18 protein-coding genes are annotated in these 23,730 nt (G+C 41.3%); 16 read left to right on the top strand and 2 right to left on the bottom strand.

What is annotated here, in order from left to right; genetic code table 11:
* Positions 1-10: 10 nt before the first annotated feature.
* The 12 genes from rsmH to ftsZ all read left to right on the top strand — a co-directional run bounded on the left by rsmH (position 11) and on the right by ftsZ (position 15,378).
* Positions 11-925, top strand: a complete 915-nt coding sequence (rsmH, locus tag KUA50_RS13570) for a 16S rRNA (cytosine(1402)-N(4))-methyltransferase RsmH (protein WP_022110210.1) — start codon at positions 11-13, stop codon at positions 923-925.
* Entirely contained in the window at positions 922-1,416 is a 495-nt protein-coding gene (locus KUA50_RS13565; RefSeq protein ID WP_413777431.1) for an FtsL-like putative cell division protein, read from the top strand. Before rsmH ends, KUA50_RS13565 begins: the two co-directional genes overlap by 4 nt.
* The gene (locus KUA50_RS13560) at positions 1,413-3,569 is read left to right on the top strand and encodes a penicillin-binding protein (protein ID WP_218455917.1); all 2,157 of its coding nucleotides are present in this window, start codon (positions 1,413-1,415) and stop codon (positions 3,567-3,569) included. Before KUA50_RS13565 ends, KUA50_RS13560 begins: the two co-directional genes overlap by 4 nt.
* A gap of 119 nt (positions 3,570-3,688) precedes the next feature.
* The gene (locus KUA50_RS13555; RefSeq protein WP_218455916.1) at positions 3,689-5,152 is read left to right on the top strand and encodes a UDP-N-acetylmuramoyl-L-alanyl-D-glutamate--2,6-diaminopimelate ligase; all 1,464 of its coding nucleotides are present in this window, start codon (positions 3,689-3,691) and stop codon (positions 5,150-5,152) included.
* Positions 5,153-5,201: 49 nt separating this feature from the next.
* Complete coding sequence (mraY, locus tag KUA50_RS13550; RefSeq protein WP_218455914.1) at positions 5,202-6,470, top strand: phospho-N-acetylmuramoyl-pentapeptide-transferase; 1,269 nt, start codon at positions 5,202-5,204, stop codon at positions 6,468-6,470.
* Positions 6,471-6,505: 35 nt separating this feature from the next.
* On the top strand, positions 6,506-7,834 hold the full coding sequence (murD, locus tag KUA50_RS13545) for a UDP-N-acetylmuramoyl-L-alanine--D-glutamate ligase (protein ID WP_218455913.1): 1,329 nt from the start codon (positions 6,506-6,508) through the stop codon (positions 7,832-7,834).
* A gap of 20 nt (positions 7,835-7,854) precedes the next feature.
* Positions 7,855-9,123: an FtsW/RodA/SpoVE family cell cycle protein gene (locus KUA50_RS13540; protein ID WP_218455912.1), complete on the top strand. Its 1,269-nt coding sequence runs from the start codon at positions 7,855-7,857 to the stop codon at positions 9,121-9,123.
* A gap of 78 nt (positions 9,124-9,201) precedes the next feature.
* Positions 9,202-10,308 carry an undecaprenyldiphospho-muramoylpentapeptide beta-N-acetylglucosaminyltransferase gene (murG, locus tag KUA50_RS13535; RefSeq protein ID WP_118118472.1) on the top strand — a complete coding sequence of 369 codons (1,107 nt, stop codon included), beginning with the start codon at positions 9,202-9,204 and terminating at the stop codon, positions 10,306-10,308.
* Entirely contained in the window at positions 10,308-11,684 is a 1,377-nt protein-coding gene (gene murC / locus KUA50_RS13530; protein ID WP_218455911.1) for a UDP-N-acetylmuramate--L-alanine ligase, read from the top strand. Before murG ends, murC begins: the two co-directional genes overlap by 1 nt.
* On the top strand, positions 11,684-12,481 hold the full coding sequence (locus tag KUA50_RS13525) for a cell division protein FtsQ/DivIB (protein ID WP_022110201.1): 798 nt from the start codon (positions 11,684-11,686) through the stop codon (positions 12,479-12,481). The genes murC and KUA50_RS13525 overlap by 1 nt, the downstream gene beginning before the upstream one ends.
* Positions 12,482-12,529: 48 nt before the next feature.
* Positions 12,530-13,972 carry a cell division protein FtsA gene (gene ftsA / locus KUA50_RS13520; protein WP_022110200.1) on the top strand — a complete coding sequence of 481 codons (1,443 nt, stop codon included), beginning with the start codon at positions 12,530-12,532 and terminating at the stop codon, positions 13,970-13,972.
* 74 nt (positions 13,973-14,046) lie between these two features.
* Entirely contained in the window at positions 14,047-15,378 is a 1,332-nt protein-coding gene (gene ftsZ / locus KUA50_RS13515; RefSeq protein ID WP_022110199.1) for a cell division protein FtsZ, read from the top strand.
* A gap of 20 nt (positions 15,379-15,398) precedes the next feature.
* Here ftsZ and recO read toward each other — a convergent pair whose 3' ends face one another.
* Positions 15,399-16,127: a DNA repair protein RecO gene (recO, locus tag KUA50_RS13510; RefSeq protein WP_218455910.1), complete on the bottom strand. Its 729-nt coding sequence runs from the start codon at positions 16,125-16,127 to the stop codon at positions 15,399-15,401.
* A 227-nt stretch (positions 16,128-16,354) separates the two neighbouring features.
* Here recO and rpsT point away from each other — a divergent pair, with 227 nt between their 5' ends.
* The 4 genes from rpsT to KUA50_RS13490 all read left to right on the top strand — a co-directional run bounded on the left by rpsT (position 16,355) and on the right by KUA50_RS13490 (position 22,105).
* Positions 16,355-16,609 (top strand): 30S ribosomal protein S20, encoded by a 255-nt coding sequence (gene rpsT / locus KUA50_RS13505; RefSeq protein WP_022110197.1) that lies wholly within the window; start codon positions 16,355-16,357, stop codon positions 16,607-16,609.
* A gap of 175 nt (positions 16,610-16,784) precedes the next feature.
* A complete protein-coding gene (gene gyrB, locus KUA50_RS13500; RefSeq protein WP_218455909.1) occupies positions 16,785-18,755 on the top strand; it encodes a DNA topoisomerase (ATP-hydrolyzing) subunit B in 1,971 nt (656 codons plus the stop codon).
* A 78-nt stretch (positions 18,756-18,833) separates the two neighbouring features.
* Positions 18,834-21,212, top strand: coding sequence for a glycosyl hydrolase family 95 catalytic domain-containing protein (locus KUA50_RS13495; RefSeq protein WP_218455908.1), 2,379 nt, complete (start codon positions 18,834-18,836; stop codon positions 21,210-21,212).
* Positions 21,209-22,105, top strand: coding sequence for a hypothetical protein (locus KUA50_RS13490; protein ID WP_218455907.1), 897 nt, complete (start codon positions 21,209-21,211; stop codon positions 22,103-22,105). The genes KUA50_RS13495 and KUA50_RS13490 overlap by 4 nt, the downstream gene beginning before the upstream one ends.
* An 895-nt stretch (positions 22,106-23,000) precedes the next feature.
* Here the strand turns inward: KUA50_RS13490 and KUA50_RS13485 are convergent.
* Entirely contained in the window at positions 23,001-23,642 is a 642-nt protein-coding gene (locus tag KUA50_RS13485; protein ID WP_022110190.1) for a DUF3109 family protein, read from the bottom strand.
* Positions 23,643-23,730 lie beyond the last annotated feature (88 nt).

Below are 23,730 nucleotides of genomic sequence, written 5' to 3'. Positions count from 1 at the left end.
TACAAGAGAGATGGTAAAGACAGCAGAAACATATCATGTGCCGGTACTTCTCAACGAGAGTATAGATGGCCTAAATATACAACCAGGTGGCATCTACGTGGATGTTACCTTTGGAGGTGGTGGACACTCTAAGGAAATCCTTGCCAGAATCAACGGCAACGGCCATCTCTACAGTTTCGACCAAGATGCCGATGCTGAAAGAAACGTTGTGGCCAATAAAGACTTTACCTTTGTATGTTCCAACTTCAGATATTTGAAAAACTGGATGAGATACTATGGTGTGGACGGAATCGATGGTCTGCTCGCAGACCTGGGTGTTTCCAGTCATCATTTTGATGACGAGACACGCGGCTTTTCTTTCAGATATGATTCCCCTCTCGACATGAGAATGAACAAGAGAGCTGGAAAAACTGCTGCAGACATTGTGAATGACTATGAAGAAAGCAAGCTGGCAGACATTTTCTATCTCTATGGAGAACTAAAGAATTCCCGACGTATTGCCTCTGCTCTCGTCAAAGCCAGAACAGAAAAAAGAATAGAGACTACTACCGATTTCATCAAGGCAGTAGAGCCTCTTTTCAAGAGAGAACGGGAGAAGAAAGATATGGCAAAACTCTTCCAGGCGCTCCGCATCGAAGTAAACCACGAAATGGATGCACTCAAGGAAATGCTGAAGTCTGCCACAGAAATATTGAAACCTGGTGGAAGACTTTCCGTCATCACTTACCACTCTCTGGAAGACAGAATCGTCAAGAACGTCATGAAATCAGGCAATTCTGAGGGAAAAATCACGCAAGACTTCTTCGGCAGAATAGAAACTCCGTTTAAACTTATCAACAATAAGGTAATCGTCCCTAACGCTGAAGAGCAGGAAAGAAACCCTAGAAGCAGAAGTGCCAAACTTAGAATCGCAGAAAAGAAATGATGGAAGATAATAAAGAAGACAAGTCCAAACTGGAGGTCGAAGAAGATAAGTCCAAGCAGGAACTGAAGGAAGACAAGACTAAAGGCGAGCCGAGGGAAAACAACGATAAACTTGAACTGAAACAAGTTATCGCAGAACAGGCGATAGAGGGTGAAGCTCCCCTATCTTCCAATTTCTCGCTACGCAAAATCCTTGGTGGTGACATCCTGACTGCACGCATCATACGCCGGCAGATATGGTTGGTCATCCTGGTCGTTTTTTTCGTCATCATTTACATATCCAACAGATATAGTATTCAAAAAGACTTGATAGAAATAGACCAATTGCAAAAAGAACTGCAGGATGCTAAATACCAAGCACTTTCCAGCAGTAGCCAGATAACAGAGAAGAGTCGTGAAAGCAACGTATTAGAAATGCTCAAAAACAATAAAGACAGCGTTCTACACATTGCCACACAACCTCCATATATAATAAATGTACCCGAACAATGAGCAAGTTTGATGCAAAAAAAGTGATGCCCAGATATCGTGCCATTTCATTTGGCCTGATTTTCTTTGCCGTATTAGTAGTCGGCAAGTCACTATATATCATGACTGCTAAGCGCGACTACTGGATGAAGGTAGCCAGCAGACAAAAGAAAGACTCGGTGACCGTTAAGCCTAACCGAGGAAATATCCTGAGCTGTACAGGACAACTCCTTGCCAGTTCCTTGCCTGAGTTCAAGGTATTCATGGACTTTGTTGCTCTCAGCGAGGCAAAAGGAGATTCCTTATGGAACGTCAAGGAAGATTCTATCTGCGATGGACTTCATAAAATATTCCCAGACAAGAGTGCTGCAGAGTTTAAGGCTCACCTGGAAGAAGGAAAAGCCAAGAAGAAGAGACATTGGGTGATCTACAACGAGCGTATCAACTACAATACCTTCACGGAAGTGAAAGATTTGCCTCTCTTCAGACTTGGAACCAACAAGAGTGGATTCCATTGGGAGGAATACAATGCCCGTAAACGTTCGTACGGTTCGCTGGCTGGCAGAACTATCGGTGCAATGTTCGGCGCTAAAGATACGGCGAGATTCGGACTGGAATTGTCGTACGACTCCATTCTTCGCGGTACCAATGGTATTGTACACAGAAGAAAAGTTCGCAACAAGTTCCTTGACATTACCGATACTCCACCTATTGATGGTGCAGATATCGTAACCACAATTGATGTCGGCATGCAAGACCTTGCAGAACGTTCGGTCATTAACGAGTTGAAGGAAATCAACGGAAACGTAGGCGTAGCCATCGTGATGGATGTGAAGACTGGCGACATCAAAGCCATTGTAAATATGGAAAAATGCTTTGATGGCGAATACCGCGAAATCCACAACCATGCTGTCAGCGACTTGCTGGAACCGGGTTCGGTATTCAAGACCGCCTCGTTACTGGTGGCTCTCGACGACGGTGTGGTTGACACAACTTACTCTGTAGAGACCGGCGGAGGTGTATGGCCGATGTACGGACGAGACATGAAAGACCATAACTGGCGAAAGGGAGGATATGGAAGACTTACTTTTGCCCAGACATTATGGTACAGTTCAAACATCGGCGTGAGCAGAATCATCGATGATCATTATCGCAACAACCCTGAAAAGTTTGTAAAAGGCATACATCGTATAGGTCTGGCGGATGATTTAAAAATTCCACTTGTAGGTGCAACACCGGCAAGAATCCGAATGCCTCACAAAAACAGTCATGGACAGTACGACAACTGGAGCAAGACGGCATTGCCATGGATGAGTATCGGCTACGAGACGCAAGTTCCGCCTATCTCTACGCTCACGTTCTACAACGCAATCGCCAACAACGGCAAGATGATGAGACCCCGTTTTGTAACGAAGGTTGTCAAGGATGGAGAAACAATCATGGAATTCCCACCGGAAGTACTCCATGAGCGTATAGCCAAGGAGCAAAGCATCAAGAAGATACAGACCATCCTTGAGCAGGTGGTCAGTATCGGATTGGGAAAGAAAGCAGGTTCACCTAACTTCCTCGTTGCAGGAAAGACCGGAACTGCCCAAATGTCTAAAGGTGCTGGCGGTTATAAATCAGGTGGCGTCAACTACCTCCTGAGTTTTGCCGGTTATTTCCCTGCAGACAACCCACGCTACAGTTGCATCGTCTGCATACAGAAATCAGGACTTCCTGCATCAGGTGGCGGAATGAGTGGTAAGGTCTTCCATGAAATCTCAGAAGGTATCATGGCTCAAAGTCTGAAACTGGATGTAAAAGATGCACAAGACTCTACATCAGTCATCATACCAGATGTTAAGAACGGAAACATACTGGCTGCCGACTACGTCCTGACCCATCTCGGTATAAAGACCAATACCAACTGGAGCGGAAGTTACCTGACAGGAAATCCAATTTGGGGAAAAGCCGAAAAAGTTGGCAACCGTTATGTAAAACTTGAAAAGCAAAAGCAATACGGTAAGGGAACGGTACCAGACATCATCGGTATGGGAGCCCGAGATGCAGTATTCATGATGGAAAGCAGAGGCATAAAAACCAGATTGTACGGAAGAGGAAAAGTTACCAAACAATCCCTCATGGCGGGCAAACCGGTTAAGCAAGGTGCCTTCTGTGTCATCACGCTTGAGTGATGAGCACAGATTACATCTTACTGCTACATTTTGCAGCAAAACGATAAAGTCAATATAATAAGGTATATGATATACCTATTTAATATATATAATAGTAACATATAAAAAAGAAACGATATATGAAGTTACAAGAATTGCTCAAAAACATCAAACCGATCCAAATAATCGGAGATGCAGAAATCGAAGTCACAGGAGTGAACATCGACTCTCGAAAGATTAAGGATGGTCATCTCTTTGTTGCAATGAAAGGAACACAAGTAGATGGACACAAATTTATCCCAAAGGCCATTGAGCTTGGGGCGAAATCCATATTGTGTGAAGATTTACCTCAGGAACCTGTTGAAGGGGTTACCTATATTCAAGTAGCTTCTACAGAGGATGCTGTCGGAAAAGCTGCTACCATCTTCTATGGCGACCCATCCCGAAAATTGAAACTTGTAGGTGTCACCGGTACAAATGGAAAGACTACCATCGCCACCTTATTATATAATATGTTCAGAAAGTTCGGCCATAAATGCGGTCTTCTTTCTACAGTATGCAACTATATTGAGGACGAGGCAATACCAGCAGACCACACCACACCTGACCCGATAGAACTGAATGAACTTCTTGGGAAAATGGTAGAGGCAGGATGCGAATATGCATTCATGGAATGTTCTTCTCATGCTATTGCACAAAAGCGTATCGGCGGTTTGAATTTCGCAGGCGGTATCTTTACCAACCTGACCCGTGACCATCTCGACTATCACAAGACTTTCGAGAACTACCGCAATGCCAAGAAAGCATTCTTCGACGGTCTTCCAAAGACAGCTTTCGCCATTACGAATGCTGACGACAAGAACGGCATGATTATGGTACAGAACTGCAAGGCAGCTATCAAGACCTACTCTACCAGAAGCATGGCAGACTTCAAGGCAAGAATTTTGGAATGCCATTTCGGAGGTATGTATCTTGAGGTAGATGGCAGAGAAGTTGGGGTGCAGTTTATTGGCAAATTCAACGTAAGCAACCTGCTTGCCGTATATGGCGCAGCCATTATGCTGGGAAAACAGCCAGAAGATATACTCGTAGTAATGAGCACTTTGCATAGTGTCAACGGTCGTTTGGAACCTATCCAATCACCAGAAGGCTATACCGCAATCGTTGACTATGCACATACTCCAGACGCATTGGAGAATGTTCTCAATGCCATCCACGAGGTACTGGACGGCAAGGGAGGTGAAGTCATCACCGTATGCGGAGCTGGCGGTAACCGAGACAAGGGTAAGCGTCCTCTCATGGCACAGGAGGCAGTAAAGCAGAGCGACAAAGTGATCATCACCAGTGACAATCCACGTTTCGAGGAACCACAGGACATCATCAACGATATGCTTGCAGGTCTGAATGCGCAACAGATGAAGAAAGTCATTAGCATTGTAGATCGCAAGGAAGCGATTCGTACAGCTTGCATGATGGCCAAGAAGGGCGATGTAATCCTCGTTGCAGGAAAGGGTCACGAAGATTATCAGGAAATTAAGGGCGTAAAGCATCATTTCGATGATAAGGAAGTAATACGTGATATATTTGGAATTAGCCAAAAATAATCTGAGGAATCAAATAGAAAAGAAGAAACTTTAAAAGAAAAATAAGAAAATGTTATACTATCTCTTTAGATTTCTGGAGCAATGGGGTATCTCAGGCTCTCGCATGTGGGGATACATTTCATTCCGCGCTCTGCTGGCTCTGATTGTATCATTAATCATCTCTGCCTGGTTTGGCGAAAAGTTCATCAAGTTCCTCAAGAGTAAGCAAATCACAGAAACACAGCGTGATGCGAGCATAGACCCATTCGGAGTCAAGAAAATCGGTGTTCCTTCCATGGGAGGTGTCATCATCATCATGGCCATTCTGATTCCTGTGATTCTGTTGGGCCGTCTGCGCAACATCTATCTCATCCTGATGATTATTACCACCGTCTGGTTGGGATTCCTTGGTGGAATGGATGATTTCATCAAGATTTTCAAGAAAGACAAGGAAGGATTAAAAGGAAGATATAAAATCGTAGGTCAGGTAGGTATTGGACTTATCGTTGGACTTGTGCTATGGGCTTCTCCTGATGTGAAGATGAACGAAAACTTAGCCATTGAGCGTCAGGGACAGGAAACCGTAGTCAAGCATCGTACGGAAGCTACAAAATCTCTGAAGACTACCATTCCTTTCATCAAGGGGCACAACCTGGACTATTCCAACATCACAAGTTTCTGTGGTAAATACAAGACTGCTGCCGGTTGGATACTGTTCGTCATCATGACTATTTTCGTGGTTACAGCCGTTTCAAATGGCGCCAACCTCAATGACGGTATGGATGGTATGTGCGCAGGAAATTCAGCAATTATAGGTGTGGCATTAGGCATTTTGGCATACGTTTCGTCACATATCCAATTTGCCGCCTACCTCAACATCATGTATATTCCGGGTTCAGAGGAACTGGTAGTTTTCTTCTGCGCATTCATTGGAGCGCTCATCGGTTTCCTATGGTACAACGCCTACCCTGCTCAAGTATTCATGGGCGATACCGGTTCGCTGACCATCGGTGGAATTATCGCTGTAGGTGCCATCATCATCCACAAGGAATTGATGTTACCTATCCTCTGCGGTATCTTCTTTGTAGAAAGTCTGAGCGTTATCGTTCAGGTATATTACTACAAGCTCGGAAAACGAAAAGGAGTAAAACAACGCATCTTCAAGCGCACTCCTATACACGACAACTTCCGTACACAGGAAAGCCAACTGGACCCAGAATGCAAGTATCTTCTCAAGAAGCCTAAGGGTGCATTCCATGAGTCTAAGATTACGATCCGCTTCTGGATTGTTACCATTATTCTGGCCGCATTGACCATCATAACTCTGAAGATTAGATAAACTGGCTGTAATTGTCAGACATATAAAATAACAATATGAAAAAAATTGTAATTTTAGGAGCCGGCGAAAGCGGTGCAGGTGCAGCCGTGCTGGCAAAGAAGGAAGGTTTCGAGGTTTTCGTCTCTGATATGTCAAAAATCAAAGACAACTATAAGAAACTGATGGATGACCACAATATCGAATGGGAAGAAGGTCATCATACTGAAGAGAAAATTCTGGATGCCGATGAAGTTATCAAGAGTCCTGGTATTCCTAAGGAAGCACCTATGATTCAGAAGTTGATAGCTAAAGGCACACCTATCATCAGTGAAATCGAATTTGCTGGCAGATATACAGATGCTAAGATGATCTGCATCACAGGTAGTAACGGTAAGACCACAACTACTTCTCTGATATATCATATCATCAAATCGGCTGGCTATGACGTAGGTTTAGCTGGCAATATCGGCAAAAGTCTTGCATTACAGGTTGCAGAAACTCCTCATCAATACTATGTCATTGAGCTGAGCAGTTTCCAATTAGACAATATGTATCAGTTCAGAGCTAACGTGGCTATCTTGCTGAACATTACTCCAGACCACCTGGACCGCTACGATTTCTGCATGCAGAACTATACTGATGCCAAGATGCGCATCACACAGAATCAGACTGAGGAAGATAGTTTCATCTACTGGAACGACGATCCTATCGTGAAAAAAGAATTAGAGAAATACAACCTCAAGTCACATCTTTGTGCATTTGCAGAGAACAAAGAAGAAGGAACTGTTGGCTACATAGAGAATGGCAAGTACATACTCGATTTTCCACAGGCATTTGAAATGCCACAGGCAGACATGAGCCTCAGCGGAAAGCACAACATCTACAACAGTCTGGCTGCAGGTCTGGCTTGCAACATTGTAGGCATCAGCAAAGAAATCCTCCATAAGGGATTAAGCGACTTCCCTGGCGTGGAGCATCGTCTGGAAAAAGTAGGAAAGTTTGATGGTGTATATTATGTCAACGATTCCAAGGCGACAAACGTGGATGCATGCTGGTATGCACTTGAAAGTATGACAACTCCTACTATTCTTATCATTGGAGGTAAGGACAAAGGTAACGATTACAATCAAATAAAAGACCTGGTAAAGCAGAAGTGTGCCGGCATCGTATATCTCGGAGCAGACAACCAGAAGTTACACGATAATTTTGACGAGCTGGGTATTCCTGTACGTGACACCCATAGCATGAAGGACTGTGTAGCTGCCTGCAAAGAACTTGCTAAGCCAGGCAATACCGTTTTACTGAGTCCTTGTTGTGCAAGTTTTGATCTGTTCAAGAACATGGAAGATCGAGGCGAGCAATTCAAGACTTTAGTCAGATTATAATAAAGATAGGAAATAATCAAATGAACAAGAAAATAGGCAACATATTTAAAGGAGACAAGGTAATATGGATGGTGTTTTTCTTCCTTTGCATGATTAGCATTATTGAGGTATATTCTGCCTCAAGTTCGCTAACATACAAAAGCGGCAATTACATGAAGCCTGTCATCCGACATATAGGATTCATCATCTTTGGAATCTTCACCATGATTTGCATGCTCAAAGTAAAATGCAAGTACTTCAAGATTGCCACTCCATTCATGCTTGCCATTTCTTTAATCATGCTGATTTGGGTATTGATAGCCGGTCAGGCTACCAATGGTGCATCAAGGTGGGTAAATTTTATTGGTTTCCAATTCCAGCCTTCCGAATTCGCTAAGGGAGCAGTTATTCTGGCCGTGGCCCAGATTCTCAGTGCCATGCAGACAGAGAATGGCGCCGATAAGCGTGCGCTCAAGTATATTATCGTTGCATCATCCATTTTCATCCTGCTGATTGGTCTTGAGAACTTATCCACAGCCATGCTGCTATGTCTCACCATCTTTTTCATGATGATCATTGGAAGAATTCCTAAGGCACAACTCGGAAAACTATTGGGATTAGCCATAGCATCTGGAGCGATAGTAATTGCAACGGTGATGCTTGTAGGAAAAGACAAGAATCAGTCAACAGGTGACAATACGCTTACAGAGAATATCAAGAAAGAGGAAAAAGAACCTGGCTCCATCGAAAAGCTATTCCATAGAGCAGATACGTGGAAGTCACGAATAGACAAATTCCTGGACCACAAAGATGTTGCTCCAGAAGATGTTGACTTGGATAAAGACGCACAGGTTGCTCATGCAAACATAGCCATAGCCTCATCCAACATCGTGGGCAAAGGACCAGGCAACTCGGTTGAGCGAGACTTCCTGTCACAAGCCTTCTCCGACTTCATCTACGCCATCATCATAGAAGAGATGGGAATAACCGGAGCCGTATTTGTGGTCTTCCTATACATTATATTATTATATAGAGTAGGAAGTATAGCCAACAGATGTGAGAACAACTTTCCTGCATTTCTCGCCATGGGACTTGCCATACTGCTCGTCACTCAGGCATTGTTCAATATGCTCGTAGCAGTAGGTTTAGCACCAGTTACCGGTCAGCCGCTTCCACTCATCAGTAGAGGTGGAACTTCCACCGTCATCAACTGTCTATATGTTGGAATCATATTGAGTATCAGTAGAAGTGCCAAGAAAAAAGACGAGTGCAATACAGAAGCAAATACATCAAAATTGGCTACTGCATAAAAAAACACTATAAAAAATAGTGAAAAATGTAGAATTGTTGATTTTTTTATTTATCTTTGCGTAATAAATTAGAAAATTATGAATAATGAACTGAGAATTATAATAAGTGGAGGTGGAACTGGAGGACATATTTTCCCAGCTGTATCCATCGCCAATGCCATCAAGGCCAAATACCCTGAAGCAAAGATTTTATTTGTTGGAGCATTAGGCAGAATGGAAATGCAACGTGTTCCTGCTGCCGGATATGAGATTAAGGGATTACCTATCTGCGGCTTTGATCGTAAGCATCTGTTCAAGAATATTGCCGTGCTCTTCAAAATATGGAAAAGCCAAAGAATGGCAAAGAAAATCATCAACGACTTCAAGCCAATGGCTGCAGTCGGTGTTGGTGGTTATGCCAGCGGTCCTACTCTTAACGTATGTGCAAGCAAGGGTATTCCTTGTTTAATTCAGGAACAGAATTCATATGCAGGAGTAACCAACAAGTTACTCGCAAAGAAAGCTGACAGAATTTGTGTGGCATACGAAGGAATGGAACGTTTCTTCCCTGCTGACAAGATCATCATGACAGGAAACCCTGTACGCCAAAACGTATTGGAGACTACTGTTACAGTGGAAGAAGCAAGAAAACAATTCGGACTTGCACCTGAAAAGAAAACCATTCTTCTGGTAGGTGGTAGTCTCGGAGCAAGAACCATCAATGAAAGCGTATTGCAAAACTTGGATAAAATTGCCAAAAGTGATATCCAGTTTATCTGGCAAACAGGTAAGTATTACAAGGCATCCATCGCTGAACAGATGAAAGGCAAGGAATTGCCAAATCTCAAAATCATGGATTTTATCAGCGACATGGGAGCGGCATACAAAGCTGCTGACTTAGTTATCAGTAGAGCTGGTGCCAGCAGTATCAGCGAATTCTGTCTTATAGGAAAACCTGTCATTCTGGTTCCAAGTCCTAATGTAGCAGAAGATCACCAAACGAAGAATGCCATGGCACTGGTAAATAAAGATGCAGCCATCTATGTAAAAGACTGTGAAGCACCTGGCATACTTATCGACAAGGCGATCAATACGGTCACAGATATTCAAAAATTAAACTCACTTAGTGAGAATATTAAAAAATTAGGTTTAAAGAACTCTGCCGACGTCATTGCCGACGAAGTTGTAAAATTAGCAAGAAAGTAATGGAACTGAAAGATATTAAAGCAGTATATTTCGTAGGAGCTGGCGGTATAGGCATGAGCGCTATCGCAAGATATTTCCTCAACAAGAAGTTGGTTGTTGCTGGTTACGACAAAACCCCTTCTCACCTTACTCATGATTTGGAAAAAGAAGGCATGCTCATCCATTATGAGGAGAACACAGACCTGATACCAGAGGCTTGCAAGGATCCAAAAACAACATTGGTCATCTTTACTCCAGCCATCCCAGCAGAGCACAAGGAACTTGTGTATTTCCATGAGAATGGATTTACCATCGAAAAACGTGCACAGGTATTGGGCACTTTGACTCGCACCCATAAGGGGTTGTGCGTAGCAGGAACTCATGGCAAGACCTCTACATCAACCATGTGCGCCCACATCATGCATCAGAGTCATATAGACTGTAACGCTTTCTTGGGCGGTATTTCTAAAAATTACGGCACCAACTACATACTTTCCGACAAGAGCGACTATGTAGTCATAGAAGCTGATGAATTCGATCGCAGCTTCCATTGGTTGCGTCCTTGGATGAGCGTAATTACAGCAACAGACCCAGACCATCTGGACATCTATGGAACAAAAGAAGCATATCTGGAAAGTTTCCGCCATTATACAGAACTTATCCAACCGGGAGGTGCACTCATCATCCATAAAGATCTGGAAATGAAACAGAACGTACAGGATGGAGTTAGAATCTACGAGTACAGTCTTCATGAAGGAGATTTCCACGCAGAAAACATCAAGATAGAGAATGGCGAAATCACATTTGACTTCATCTCTCCTATCGAAAATGTAGAGAACGTAGAACTCGGTCAGCCTGTGCCAATCAACATCGAAAATGGTATTGCCGCAATGGCAATGGCACAATTGAATGGTTGCAAGGCAGAAGAACTCAGACAAGGAATGAAGACATACGAAGGTGTAGAAAGACGCTTTGATTTCAAAATCAAAGATGCCAAGCACGTATTCCTATCAGACTATGCCCATCATCCAAAAGAAATCTACCAGAGTGTAAAGAGCATCAGAGAGTTGTATAAGACACGAAAGATTACTGCAATCTTCCAGCCTCATCTTTATACCAGAACACGAGATTTCTACAAGGATTTTGCAGAAAGCCTGAGCATGCTTGATGAAGTAATCCTGTGTGACATCTATCCAGCAAGAGAGGCTCCGATACCAGGAGTGACCTCAAAGCTCATCTACGACAATCTCAAGCCAGGAGTAGAAAAGAGCATGATACACAAAGAAGATGTACTGGATCTTGTAAGAAGTAGAGATTTCGATGTTCTTATCGTATTGGGAGCTGGCGACTTGGACAACTACGTTCCGCAAATGACAGAAATTCTTAAGCAGAAATAATGCGCATCAACTGGAAGAAAACGATTATCATCACACTGGATTTCGCCATAGGTATATATCTGGTGTTTGCATTCACCAAGCTGAACAAGCCTGATGAATCAAACTTAATATGCACCAAGGTAAACATCAACATACAAGATGAGATGACCAATGGCTTTCTTGATGCAAAAGAAATAAAAAAGAGACTGAAAGCAAAAAAGATCTATCCTTTAGAGAAACCTTTGAACAAGATTAGTACTCGCCATATAGAGGAGACTCTGATGCAAAGTCCTTTCGTCAAATCTGCCGAATGCTACAAGACTCAAGACGGTCTCGTTGATATCAACCTCACTCAACGCATGCCGATCGTAAGAATCAAGAGCATCAATAATGAAGACTATTATGTAGATGACCATTATCAGATTATGCCCAACACCAAATACACCAGCGATATGATTATCGCCACGGGCTACATCAATAAATGGTATGCTCAAAAATACGTCTCGTTATTAAGCAAGGCTTTGATGACTAACGAGCTGTGGAGAAATCAAATAGAACAAATTAACGTTCTACAAGATAAAGGAATAGAACTTGTTCCTCGAGTAGGAAACCATGTCGTCTATCTGGGCAATCTTCCAGAAGCAAACGCTGTGGAAAAACGGGAGAAAGACATTCAAGACTTCGTAAACCGAAAGATGTCACGCTTGGAAAATTTCTACAAATATGGACTATCCAAAGCTGGTTGGAACAAATACTCATATATCAATCTGGAATTTGACAACCAGATTATTTGCAAAAAGCATAATAGCAACAGCTAGTATAAATAGCTAATAAAAATAAAAAGAATCAGATAATATATAAAGACTATGCCAAAGGAATTTATAGTAGCAATAGAGCTAGGGTCATCCAAGATGACGGGTATAGCAGGCCAGAAGAATTTAGATGGCAGCATCACTGTACTAGCACTCGTGGAGGAAGACTCGTCTTCTTGCATCAGAAAAGGTGTCATCTATAACATAGACAAGACTTGCCAGAGCTTGACTAACATCATAAATAAATTGAAAACAATTCTCAAGCAAGACATTTCTCAGGTCTATGTCGGCGTAGGAGGAAGATCTATCAAGAGCGTCAAGAACATTATTGTAAAAGATTTACCTACCACATCCATCATTACTCAGGAAATGATTAATGAGCTGATGGATATCAACCGCAACATGACATATCCTGATCAGGAGATATTGGATGCTGCAACACAGGAATATAAGATAGATAACCAATATCAGATAGACCCTGTCGGCATACAATGCAATCATCTGGAAGGTATTTTCCTCAATATCTTGTGGAAAAAGAATTTCTACAACAACATTTACGCTTGTTTTGAAAAAGCTAACATTCCTATAGCTGAAATGTACTTGGCACCTCTCGCCATGGCAGACAGCGTATTGACTGACTCTGAGAAAAGAGCAGGCTGCGCATTGATAGATTTAGGTGCTGACACGACGACGGTATCTGTATATTATAAAAATATTCTTCGCCATCTGTCAGTCATTCCACTTGGAGGCAATAATATTACCAAGGATTTGACTTGTCTTCAGATAGAAGAGCAAGAGGCTGAGAATATGAAACTGAAATATGCTAAGGCATATACAGACATCAAGAATATCGATCCAACTCTCAACTATTCCATCGACAAGGACAGAGTTGTAGAGAGCAAAAAGTTTATAGAGATTGTTGAAGCCAGAGTAGAGGAAATAGTTGAAAATGCCTGGTATCAAGTCCCTATAGAATTTGCTGACAAACTCTTGGGAGGTATTATTATTACGGGTGGCGGAAGCAATATGCCTGAAATAGAGAAGGTATTCAGAAACCATACCAATACTCCTAAAATCAGATTCGCTAAGTTTGTTACCCAAACCGTAAAAGCGAAAGATGCAAAGATCAATAACCACGATGGTACCATGAATACCATTCTGGGACTTCTTGCCAAGGGTGACATGAACTGCAGTGGGGATGAAATCAGCAACGATTTGTTCACCAATAACATGGAACGACCTCTTGCCGCAGACAGTACGCCAAAAGCTTCTCGCAACCCTAATGAAACTGCAGGAACAGGAGTTGTACCTACTCCTGCTCAAAAACGTGAAGAAGAGTTGAGAAAGAAGAAAGAAGAAGAAGAAAGACTGGCTAAAATCGCAGAAGAGGAAGAGAAAGAGCGCGAAGAGAAAAAGCGCAAAGAAAACAGTTTCCTCCATAAAGGATTCAGAAAACTCAAGGATTTCTTCCTGGATACGATTTCTGAAGAAGAATAAAAATGTTCGAATAGTAGAGTAAACGCTCTAAGAATGGACTATAATTAGGATAAACTCTAAAGAATATAAAGATTATGCAAGATAGCAAACCACATATCCTTGATTTCGGTGAACCGGAAAAGGAAAATAGCATCATCAAAGTGATCGGTGTAGGTGGTGGCGGCGGCAATGCAGTCAACCACATGTACCGGGAAGGCATTCACGATGTAAGTTTTGTACTTTGTAATACCGACAATCAGGCACTTAATGATTCTCCTGTACCTGTCCATCTCCAATTAGGAAAAGAAGGACTTGGAGCCGGCAACAAACCAGAGAAGGCAAAACAAGCTGCCGAAGAAACATTGGAAGACATCAAACATATGCTTAATGATGGTACCAAGATGGCTTTCATTACTGCAGGTATGGGCGGAGGAACAGGTACTGGAGCTGCTCCTGTCATTGCACGCGTCAGCAAAGAACTGGGCATATTGACAGTCGGCATCGTAACCATCCCTTTCAAATTTGAAGGTCCGCGAAAAATCGACCAAGCACTCGATGGTGTTGAAGAAATGTCTAAACATGTAGATGCATTGTTGGTTATCAACAACGAAAGACTTCGTCAGATTTATCCTGATCTGGCGGTTTTGGATGCATTCGGCAAGGCAGATGACACACTAAGTGTAGCTGCCAAGAGTATCGCAGAAATCATTACTGTACACGGCCTCATCAACCTTGACTTCAATGATGTCAAAACCGTCCTCAAAGACGGAGGCGTTGCCATCATGAGTACTGGCTATGGTGAAGGTGAAGGACGCGTCAAGAAAGCGATAGATGATGCATTGAACTCACCTCTGCTCAATGACAATGATGTTTTCAATTCTAAAAAGATCCTTCTTAGCATTGCCTTTGCAAGTGAAAAGAAAGACAATCCAGGTCTTACCATGGACGAAATGAATGACGTAAACGACTTCATGGAAAAATTTGGTGATGACTTTGAATTGAAATGGGGACTTGCCATTGACCCTGAATTAGGAAGCAGGGTCAAAGTAACCGTCTTGGCTACAGGTTTCGGATTGGAAGATGTAGAAGGTATGAACCGCCATCTCAAGAAACATACAGAAGAAGAATCCCGACGCCTTGCAGAACAAGAAGAAAAAAGAGCAGAGAACGAGGAAAGAAGAAAAAGATATTATGGAAGTGACGGTACAACGACTCAGTACAAACGTCACCCACATATCTTCCTGTTCAAGCCAGAAGATCTGGACAATGAGGATGTGATTCTACAAGTAGAAAACACACCGACATATAAACGTACAAGACAGACTCTTGAGGAAATCCGAAACATCGCTTCAGGAAAAATCGAAGATGATGAAAACAGAAATGCAGATGGAAACGAGCCTGTCCAGGGAGTCATCAGTTTTGCATAAGTGAAATCCTCACAAAGGATTCAGCAGAACAATTCCTGAAGTACTGACAAAGACTTCAATTCGGGAAATCCGGGAATATGAAGACGATAATATTCTATCATCACCTCTACAGAATGATTCCGCTCCTGGCGGGACATCTTGTAGAGGTGCATTGTTTTATAGTCTAATCGGAACATTTGCAAAAGATGAAAAGAATCACTTTCTGATAAATAATGAGAATGAGCAGGGACGAAAGGTACAAACTTCCCCTCATCCAAATCAAAATACTTAGATTGTTCCAACCCTTCACTCAAATTGGGTCCAATTCCCATATAAAAACTTAATCTCATTAAAAACAGCAAATGAAAATTAGCAATTCCTTCATGAGCACCATCAAACCAAACCAAACTATCAAAAACAAAATAAAATAAAGGAAGATTCTTCTGCTCAAATTTGGTAGCATACAGCAGGAACTCTGCCAAAAACAGAGAAACAGATATTTTAATAGGAGAAAAAGGAATATCCTCATAAGGATAAAGAATACCTATATTTTTAATACGCTGCAAATTCTGGCTAACCCGGTAATCAAATTCTAAAGTTACCAAAGTCAATGGCTGGAAATATTGTCTCTTGGAATTACTCTTTGAAGATTTTGGAATTTTCACCAAAAAGGACACTCTTCCTCTGGATTCCGTCAGAAAATCCACAATAAATTGCGACTCTCCATATTTAATAGAATGTAGGACAATTGCTCTTGTTTTTTCCATCATACGAACGTTTTTAGATGATTTTGAGGGCAAAATTACAAAAAAACACGCATTTAGAGAAAATTTTCCCGAAAAAATTTGCATGATTAAAATAAATGTAGTAACTTTGCACCCGCAAAACAACAAATGGTCCCTTCGTCTATCGGTTAGGACGAGAGATTTTCATTCTCTAAAGAGCAGTTCGACTCTGCTAGGGACTACATAAGAAAATAAAAAAATAAAATATTAAGATGGCAAATCATAAATCATCAATCAAGAGAATCCGTCAGGACAAAAAGAAGTCTTTGCACAATAAGTACTATGCAAAGACAATGCGTAACGCTGTACGCAAGTTGCGCAACATGACTGATAAGGAAGAGGCTGTAAAGCTCTATCCTACAGTTCAGAAGCTTTTAGACAAATTGGCTAAGATTAACGTTATCCATAGCAACAAGGCTGCAAATTTGAAGTCAGGTTTGGCTCAGCACATTGCTAAGTTGGGCTAATACAACGTTAAAAGCTAAAAAGATATATAAGGTTGCAATTCTTTCGAATTGCAACCTTATTTATTTTATATCGAAACTAAGCATTTCACTATTTTTTGCAGTTTTTTAGCAACAAAAATTGCATATTCTCATGTTTTTTCCGTATCTTTGCACGATAATAATACTAAGCAAAGAAATGGCAGAAAATACAAACAACGCAAATAATTATTCAGCGAGCAACATTCAAGTCCTCGAAGGCTTGGAAGCTGTTCGTAAGCGTCCTGCGATGTACATTGGTGACATCTCAGAAAAGGGTCTCCACCATTTGGTCAACGAGACCGTTGACAACTCCATTGATGAAGCCATGGCTGGATATTGTACAGACATTGAAGTTACAATCAATGAAGACAATTCTATCACCGTAGAAGACAATGGTCGTGGTATCCCTGTTGATATGCATGAAAAGCTTCACAAATCCGCACTCGAAGTCGTTATGACAGTACTTCACGCAGGTGGTAAATTTGACAAAGGTTCCTACAAGGTATCTGGTGGTTTGCATGGTGTAGGTGTAAGTTGTGTAAACGCACTCTCTTCACACATGAAATCTCAGGTATTCCGTGAAGGTAAAATATATCAGCAAGAATACGAAAAAGGTAAGCCTCTCTACCCTGTCAAGGTTATTGGTGAGACTGAAAAGCGAGGTACACGCCAGCAATTCTGGCCAGACCCAACTATTTTCACCCACACCATTTATAAATGGGATATTATCGCAAGCCGTATGCGCGAGTTGGCATTTCTCAATGCTGGTATAAAGATTACCCTTACAGATCTCCGTCCAGACGAAGAAGGAAAAACCAAACAAGAGGTTTTCCATGCAAAAGATGGTCTGAAAGAGTTTGTAAGATACGTTGACCGCCATCGCACTCACCTGTTTGATGATGTCATCTATCTCAAGACAGAGAAACAAGGCATTCCTATAGAGATTGCCATCATGTATAATACAGACTATACAGAGAATATTCACTCCTACGTAAATAATATCAACACGATAGAGGGTGGTACTCACCTTACTGGTTTCCGCATGGCTTTAACCCGTACGCTCAAAGCTTACGCAGAAGCAGACCCATCAATCTCCAAGCAGATAGAAAAGGCAAAGGTAGAGATTGCTCCTGAAGATTTCCGCGAAGGCCTTACTGCAGTCATCTCTATCAAGGTTGCAGAACCACAGTTTGAAGGCCAGACTAAGACCAAATTAGGAAACAGCGAAGTACAGGGTGCCGTTCAGCAGGCTGTCAATGAAGCTTTGGCAGATTATCTGGAAGAACACCCAGATGAAGCTAAGCGTATTTGCGAAAAAGTAGTTCTGGCAGCGACAGCACGTATCGCAGCCCGCAAAGCTCGTGAAAGCGTACAGCGAAAGAACTTCATGACTGGTGGCGGTCTCCCAGGAAAACTTGCAGACTGCTCTATCAAGGATCCTAAGGAATGCGAGATTTTCCTTGTCGAGGGTGACTCTGCTGGCGGTTCCGCAAAACAAGGTCGCGACAGATTCCATCAAGCAATCCTTCCTTTGCGCGGTAAAATTCTGAATGTAGAAAAAGTACAATGGCACAAAGTCTTTGAGGCTGAGTCCGTTATGAATATCATCCAGAGTATCGGCGTACGCTTTGGAGTAGATGGTGAAGATAGCAAAGAGGCTAATACAGAAAAGTTGAGATATGACAAGATTATCATCATGACCGATGCCGATGTCGATGGTTCTCACATCGACACACTTATCATGACTCTCTTCTACCGCTTTATGCCTAAGGTTATCGAGGAAGGACATCTCTATATTGCAACTCCACCTCTCTACAAATGCTCATTCAAGAATAAAGTCAGCGAATACTGCTATACCGAGCAGCAGCGCCAGGCTTTCATTGATAAATACGGAGAGGGACAAGAGGATAAAAACATTCACACACAACGATACAAAGGTTTGGGTGAGATGAATCCAGAACAATTGTGGGAAACTACTATGGATCCATCTACACGATTACTCAAACAGGTTACAATAGAGAATGCTGCACAAGCAGATGAAATTTTCTCTATGTTGATGGGTGATGATGTTGAGCCTCGCCGAGAATTCATTGAACAAAATGCAACCTACGCTAATATTGACGCATAATAAATACAAGGCAGGCTCATTAAACAAGCCTGCCTTGCATTTATATTCAGTAATAGTACCTTATTTACCAGAAATATAATGACTAAAGAATTCTTTTTTAGCCTTACTCTATGTGCTATAAGTTTAACTGCAAATGCACATAAAAAGGCAACTACAACGCAAGTTCCACTTACCTTATGGTACAACCAAGAGGCACATGCCTTTGAGGAATCACTACCTATCGGCAATGGTAAGTTGGGAGCATTAGTTTATGGTGGAGCAGATAATGATTCTATTTACCTAAATGACATCACCTTGTGGACAGGTCAACCTGTTAATCCGCAAGAAGGAGGTGATGCATATAAATGGATACCCAAAATACGGGAAGCTCTGTTTAAGGAAGATTATAAGACAGCCGATTCCTTGCAACATTTCGTACAAGGACACAACTCGGAATTTTACCAGCCTTTAGGTCTGATTCAGATAAAGGACTTTAATCAAGGGGAAATCAGCAACTATCATCGCCAATTAAGCTTAGATAGCAGCCTGGTATCCATCAGTTTTGTGCGTAATGAAGTTACCTTCAAAAAGGAATACTTCGCCTCTCATCCGGACAAAATGATTGCCATAAGACTGAGTGCCTCTAAAAAAGGAACCATCAATAGCGACATTTCTCTCACGTCGCTAATTCCTCATCAAGTGAAAGCATCCCAAAAACAACTCACTATGTCGGGCCATGTTCTGGGTGATGAAGAAAACAGCATACACTATTGCTCCATACTGCAAGTCAAAAACACAGATGGAAGCATTAATGCCAGTGACTCTACCCTACACCTTACAGGAGTAACTGAAGCTATTATCTATCTGGTCAATGAGACCAGTTATAATGGTTTTGACAAACATCCTGTCAAAGAAGGAGCACCCTATTTAGAAAATGTCACTGACGATATCTGGCATCTGACAAATTTTACATACAAAGAATTACGACAAAGACATTTATCAGACTACCAAAAACTCTTTGGCAGGGTAAAATTCAACTTATCTGATGCAAAATATGATGTCCAGAATCCAACAGATAAACAATTGCTATCGTATAGCGACGAAAAGAAGCATAATCCTTATCTGGAAATGCTCTATTTCCAATATGGCAGATACTTGCTTATCAGCAGTTCACGAACAAATGGTGTACCAGCCAATCTTCAGGGGCTTTGGGCTCCTGCACTCAAGTCACCTTGGAGAGGAAATTACACCATTAATATCAATCTGGAAGAAAATTATTGGCCGGCAGAATCAACCAATCTTCCAGAACTGGTAATGCCTGTTGATGGACTTGTAAAAGGTATGGCTGTAACAGGTCGCCATAATGCCCAACATTTTTATGGCATAAACAAAGGTTGGTGTGCAGGACATAATACTGATGCATGGGCTATGTCAAATCCTGTAGGAACCGGTAACGAAAGCCCTCAATGGAGTAATTGGGCTATGGGAGGTGCCTGGCTTGTACAGACACTATGGGATCATTATGACTATACAAGAGATATTAATTACTTAAGAGATACAGCCTATCCTCTCATGAAAGGGGCTTGTGATTTCATGCTTGAATGGCTCATAGAAGATCCTCATAATCCTGCACAACTGATAACTGCACCATGTACATCTCCAGAAGCTGACTACATCACCGATAAAGGATATCGAGGAAGTTCACTATATGGCGGCACAGCAGACTTGGCGATTATCAGGGAACTATTCAAAAATACGATTAAAGGTGCCCAAGCACTTGGAATAGACAAAAATTACCAAGTACGCCTGCAAAGTTCATTAGAGCGCTTACGCCCTTATCATATAGGAAAAAGAGGTAATCTCATGGAATGGTATCACGACTGGGACGATCAGGACTGGCATCACAGACACCAATCACACTTATTGGGTCTATATCCTTTCCATCAAATCTCGTTAGCGCAAACGCCAGATTTGGCGCAAGCAGCAACAAAGACTTTAGAAATAAAGGGCGATAAATCTACAGGATGGAGCACAGGATGGCGCATCAATCTATGGGCACGCCTACATCGTCAGGACAAAGCTTATCAAATACTGCGCAAATTGCTTACATATGTGAGTCCAGAGAAATACAAAGACCGGAAACACCATTCAGGTGGAACCTATCCTAACCTGTTTGATGCGCATCCGCCATTCCAGATAGATGGTAATTTCGGTGGAACAGCTGGCATCTGTGAGATGCTTATGCAGTGTGATGGAGAAAACATGGACTTGCTTCCTGCACTCCCAGACTCATGGAAGCAGGGAAATATCCAGGGAATCAAAGCCAGAGGAAACTACACCCTCAACCTCTATTGGAAAGACAAGAAGGTTTCAAAGGCAGAGATTATTAGCCATGCGGATGGAAGATTAACCGTAAACTACAACGGGAAATCTAAAAAAATAACACTTAAAAGAGGAACAAAAAAAGTTCTCAGATGAAAAGAATCGAAACTTTTATATTAGCAATGCTTTGGGTACTAAATTCGAGCGCACACGAATTTAGTACTCATTGGATTTCCTACCCTATATCCAACGACTCATCAGAAGTTCTTTTCTGCCACGTTTTTCCTTCACAAGGGAAACCCAAACAGGGAAGCATTACTTTTGCAAGTTGTGGTAGAATAAAGGTATTTGTCAACGAAAGAAATATTAGTCCAAAAGCCTATTTCTGTAATCCTGACTCTGCAACGGTTTTCATATATACATATGATATAACAAGGTTTCTGCAACCGCATAAGAATACGATTGCTGTATGGTACGCTCCAGAAAGTGGCAGAGAGCCATCCAAACAGCTTTCTATGGAATATTATGGATATGATGCTAAGGGTAAATATTTCTACCACAAAGCAAATGGAGACTGGAAATGTTGTATACTAAAAGGATGCTATATCAAAAAAGAAATAGAAGCATTTGACGCATGCAGTTATGACAACCAGTGGAAGTCTCCGGATTTCGATAGATCCAAATGGTTAAATCCATTAGGAGCCTACAACCAATCAAGGGACTACAGGTTGATTAACAATCCTTTTGAGCGTGGACTTTGTACTATTCGACATATTATGAGTCCAATAGATGTTTATCGTGACCAAAAGAGTATTTATTACGACTTTGGCAAGGCGTTCAAGGGAACGCCAAGAATAACATTAAGAGAAGCTAAAAGAAAAGAGACTATTAACATGGATGGATTCATATATACTTGCAATGGCGAATTAGATGAACAAGCTTTCCGAAGATTCACTAATAAAAGCCAAAGAATTATTAAAATCTATAGTAATTCTCAGTATTTCAAAGAATCTCAAATTGTTAACATAGAGGGATTAGAAAATGAATAAAGAATATTCTAACACACAAAAAAATATAATTCTAAAACCATGACAAATTTAAATACAAAAAAAGAGATTTCTATTGCACAAGCAAAAGAAATCAAGTCTGAATGCAAATTTTTAAATGACGAAATTTGCTATATTGAAGATATTGACGTAGAAGACCTGCCATCAGAGAAAACGGAAGTGAAATGCATCACTCTTATTTTATGTTTGGAGGGTACTCTACGTTATGATATAAATGGGCATACTGTTATTGCAGAGAAAAACAGTATCCTCTATTTTGCGAGTGGGCAATACGTAGATAACTTCAGAGTTATATCTTCTACTTTTAAAGGAAAGGCTTTACTTATAAAAACTTCTAACATTAACCTGCTTGCAAATAATTTCACAAATATTTCTACTTTAACAAACGAATTAACAATCATAGATAAAGTAAAAATTGATACATGCGACATAAATAGTATAAACAGTTTACTGACACAAATAAAGACATTCATGGACAAGAAACAAGACAGATATCAAATGATTATTGAACTTGTCCATGTTATCTTTGAGCTATCATTGTCACAAGCAAATTCCTTTGACAAGCACGATGAACCAACAAAAGACCTGCAATTATTTGAACAATTCATCGATTCTATTGAGAAGAACATTCTTACTCAAAGGAATATTTCTGAATATTACAAACTCCTGAATATTTCATCAGGCAAATTAGAAAAGATTGTTCGAAGTACCATCGAGCAAAGCCCTAGAGAATATATACAAAAGCGTCTTGTAACGTATGTTTGTCTCATAGCAGAATATACGGACAAAAAACAAATGCCAATAAAAAAGATTGCAGAATTAGTCCACTATAAGAATCAGTGTACTTTATCTGAATTGGTAAAAAAACATATCGGCATTAGTCTGTTGCAATATCTAAATCTTGAACCAGAGAAGCAACATCGCATAATTCATCGTACCAAGGCTGACCAAAACGCTGTACTAAAGGTCCTTCCAAAAACTTGTATACGGGAAGATTTAATTCCTGACCTTTTTTAATGGCAGCCTTACAGATACGCCATTTGTTATAGTTAATGCCATACACTTCATTACCAAAATGCTTGACACGGATGGGATAAAGTGCACATGAGATAGGTTTCATAAAATGAGATTTTCCTTCACGATACGCACGTTCCAAAGCACAGAGACAGCAATTAGGTATCGTATGACCATCATTCATATCCTGAAGGTCTTGGTAGCAAGTAAACACGCAATCCTTGCCATTTACAATACTTGTTACCAAATCACCTTCGATATCTGTATATGCAACACCCTGCTTGTCAATAACAGCCTGTGCTGAAGCCGATAAATCATCCCAAACGACATCCAACGCATTCTCTATTTCCATGATTTCATCCAAGGTAACAGGAGCTCCCGCATCGCCTTCGATGCAGCACTCGCCCTTACAGGCATCAAGATCGCAACAGAATTTTTCGGTGATGATATCAGGTGAAACCAATACGTTGCCCACCTGCAGAATACGCAGTTCGTCTTTCTTCATAATGTTTTTTGAGATGAATATTAAATAATGATAGCTACCCACGATGGATAGCTATATATAAAAGTGGATAGCTATTATATTAAAAGGT

Origin of the sequence: Segatella hominis, assembly GCF_019249725.2 — a bacterium.
GTDB lineage: Bacteria > Bacteroidota > Bacteroidia > Bacteroidales > Bacteroidaceae > Prevotella.
Note: the sequence above shows the minus strand (reverse complement) of the source record. Positions and strands in the feature narration are given on the sequence as shown.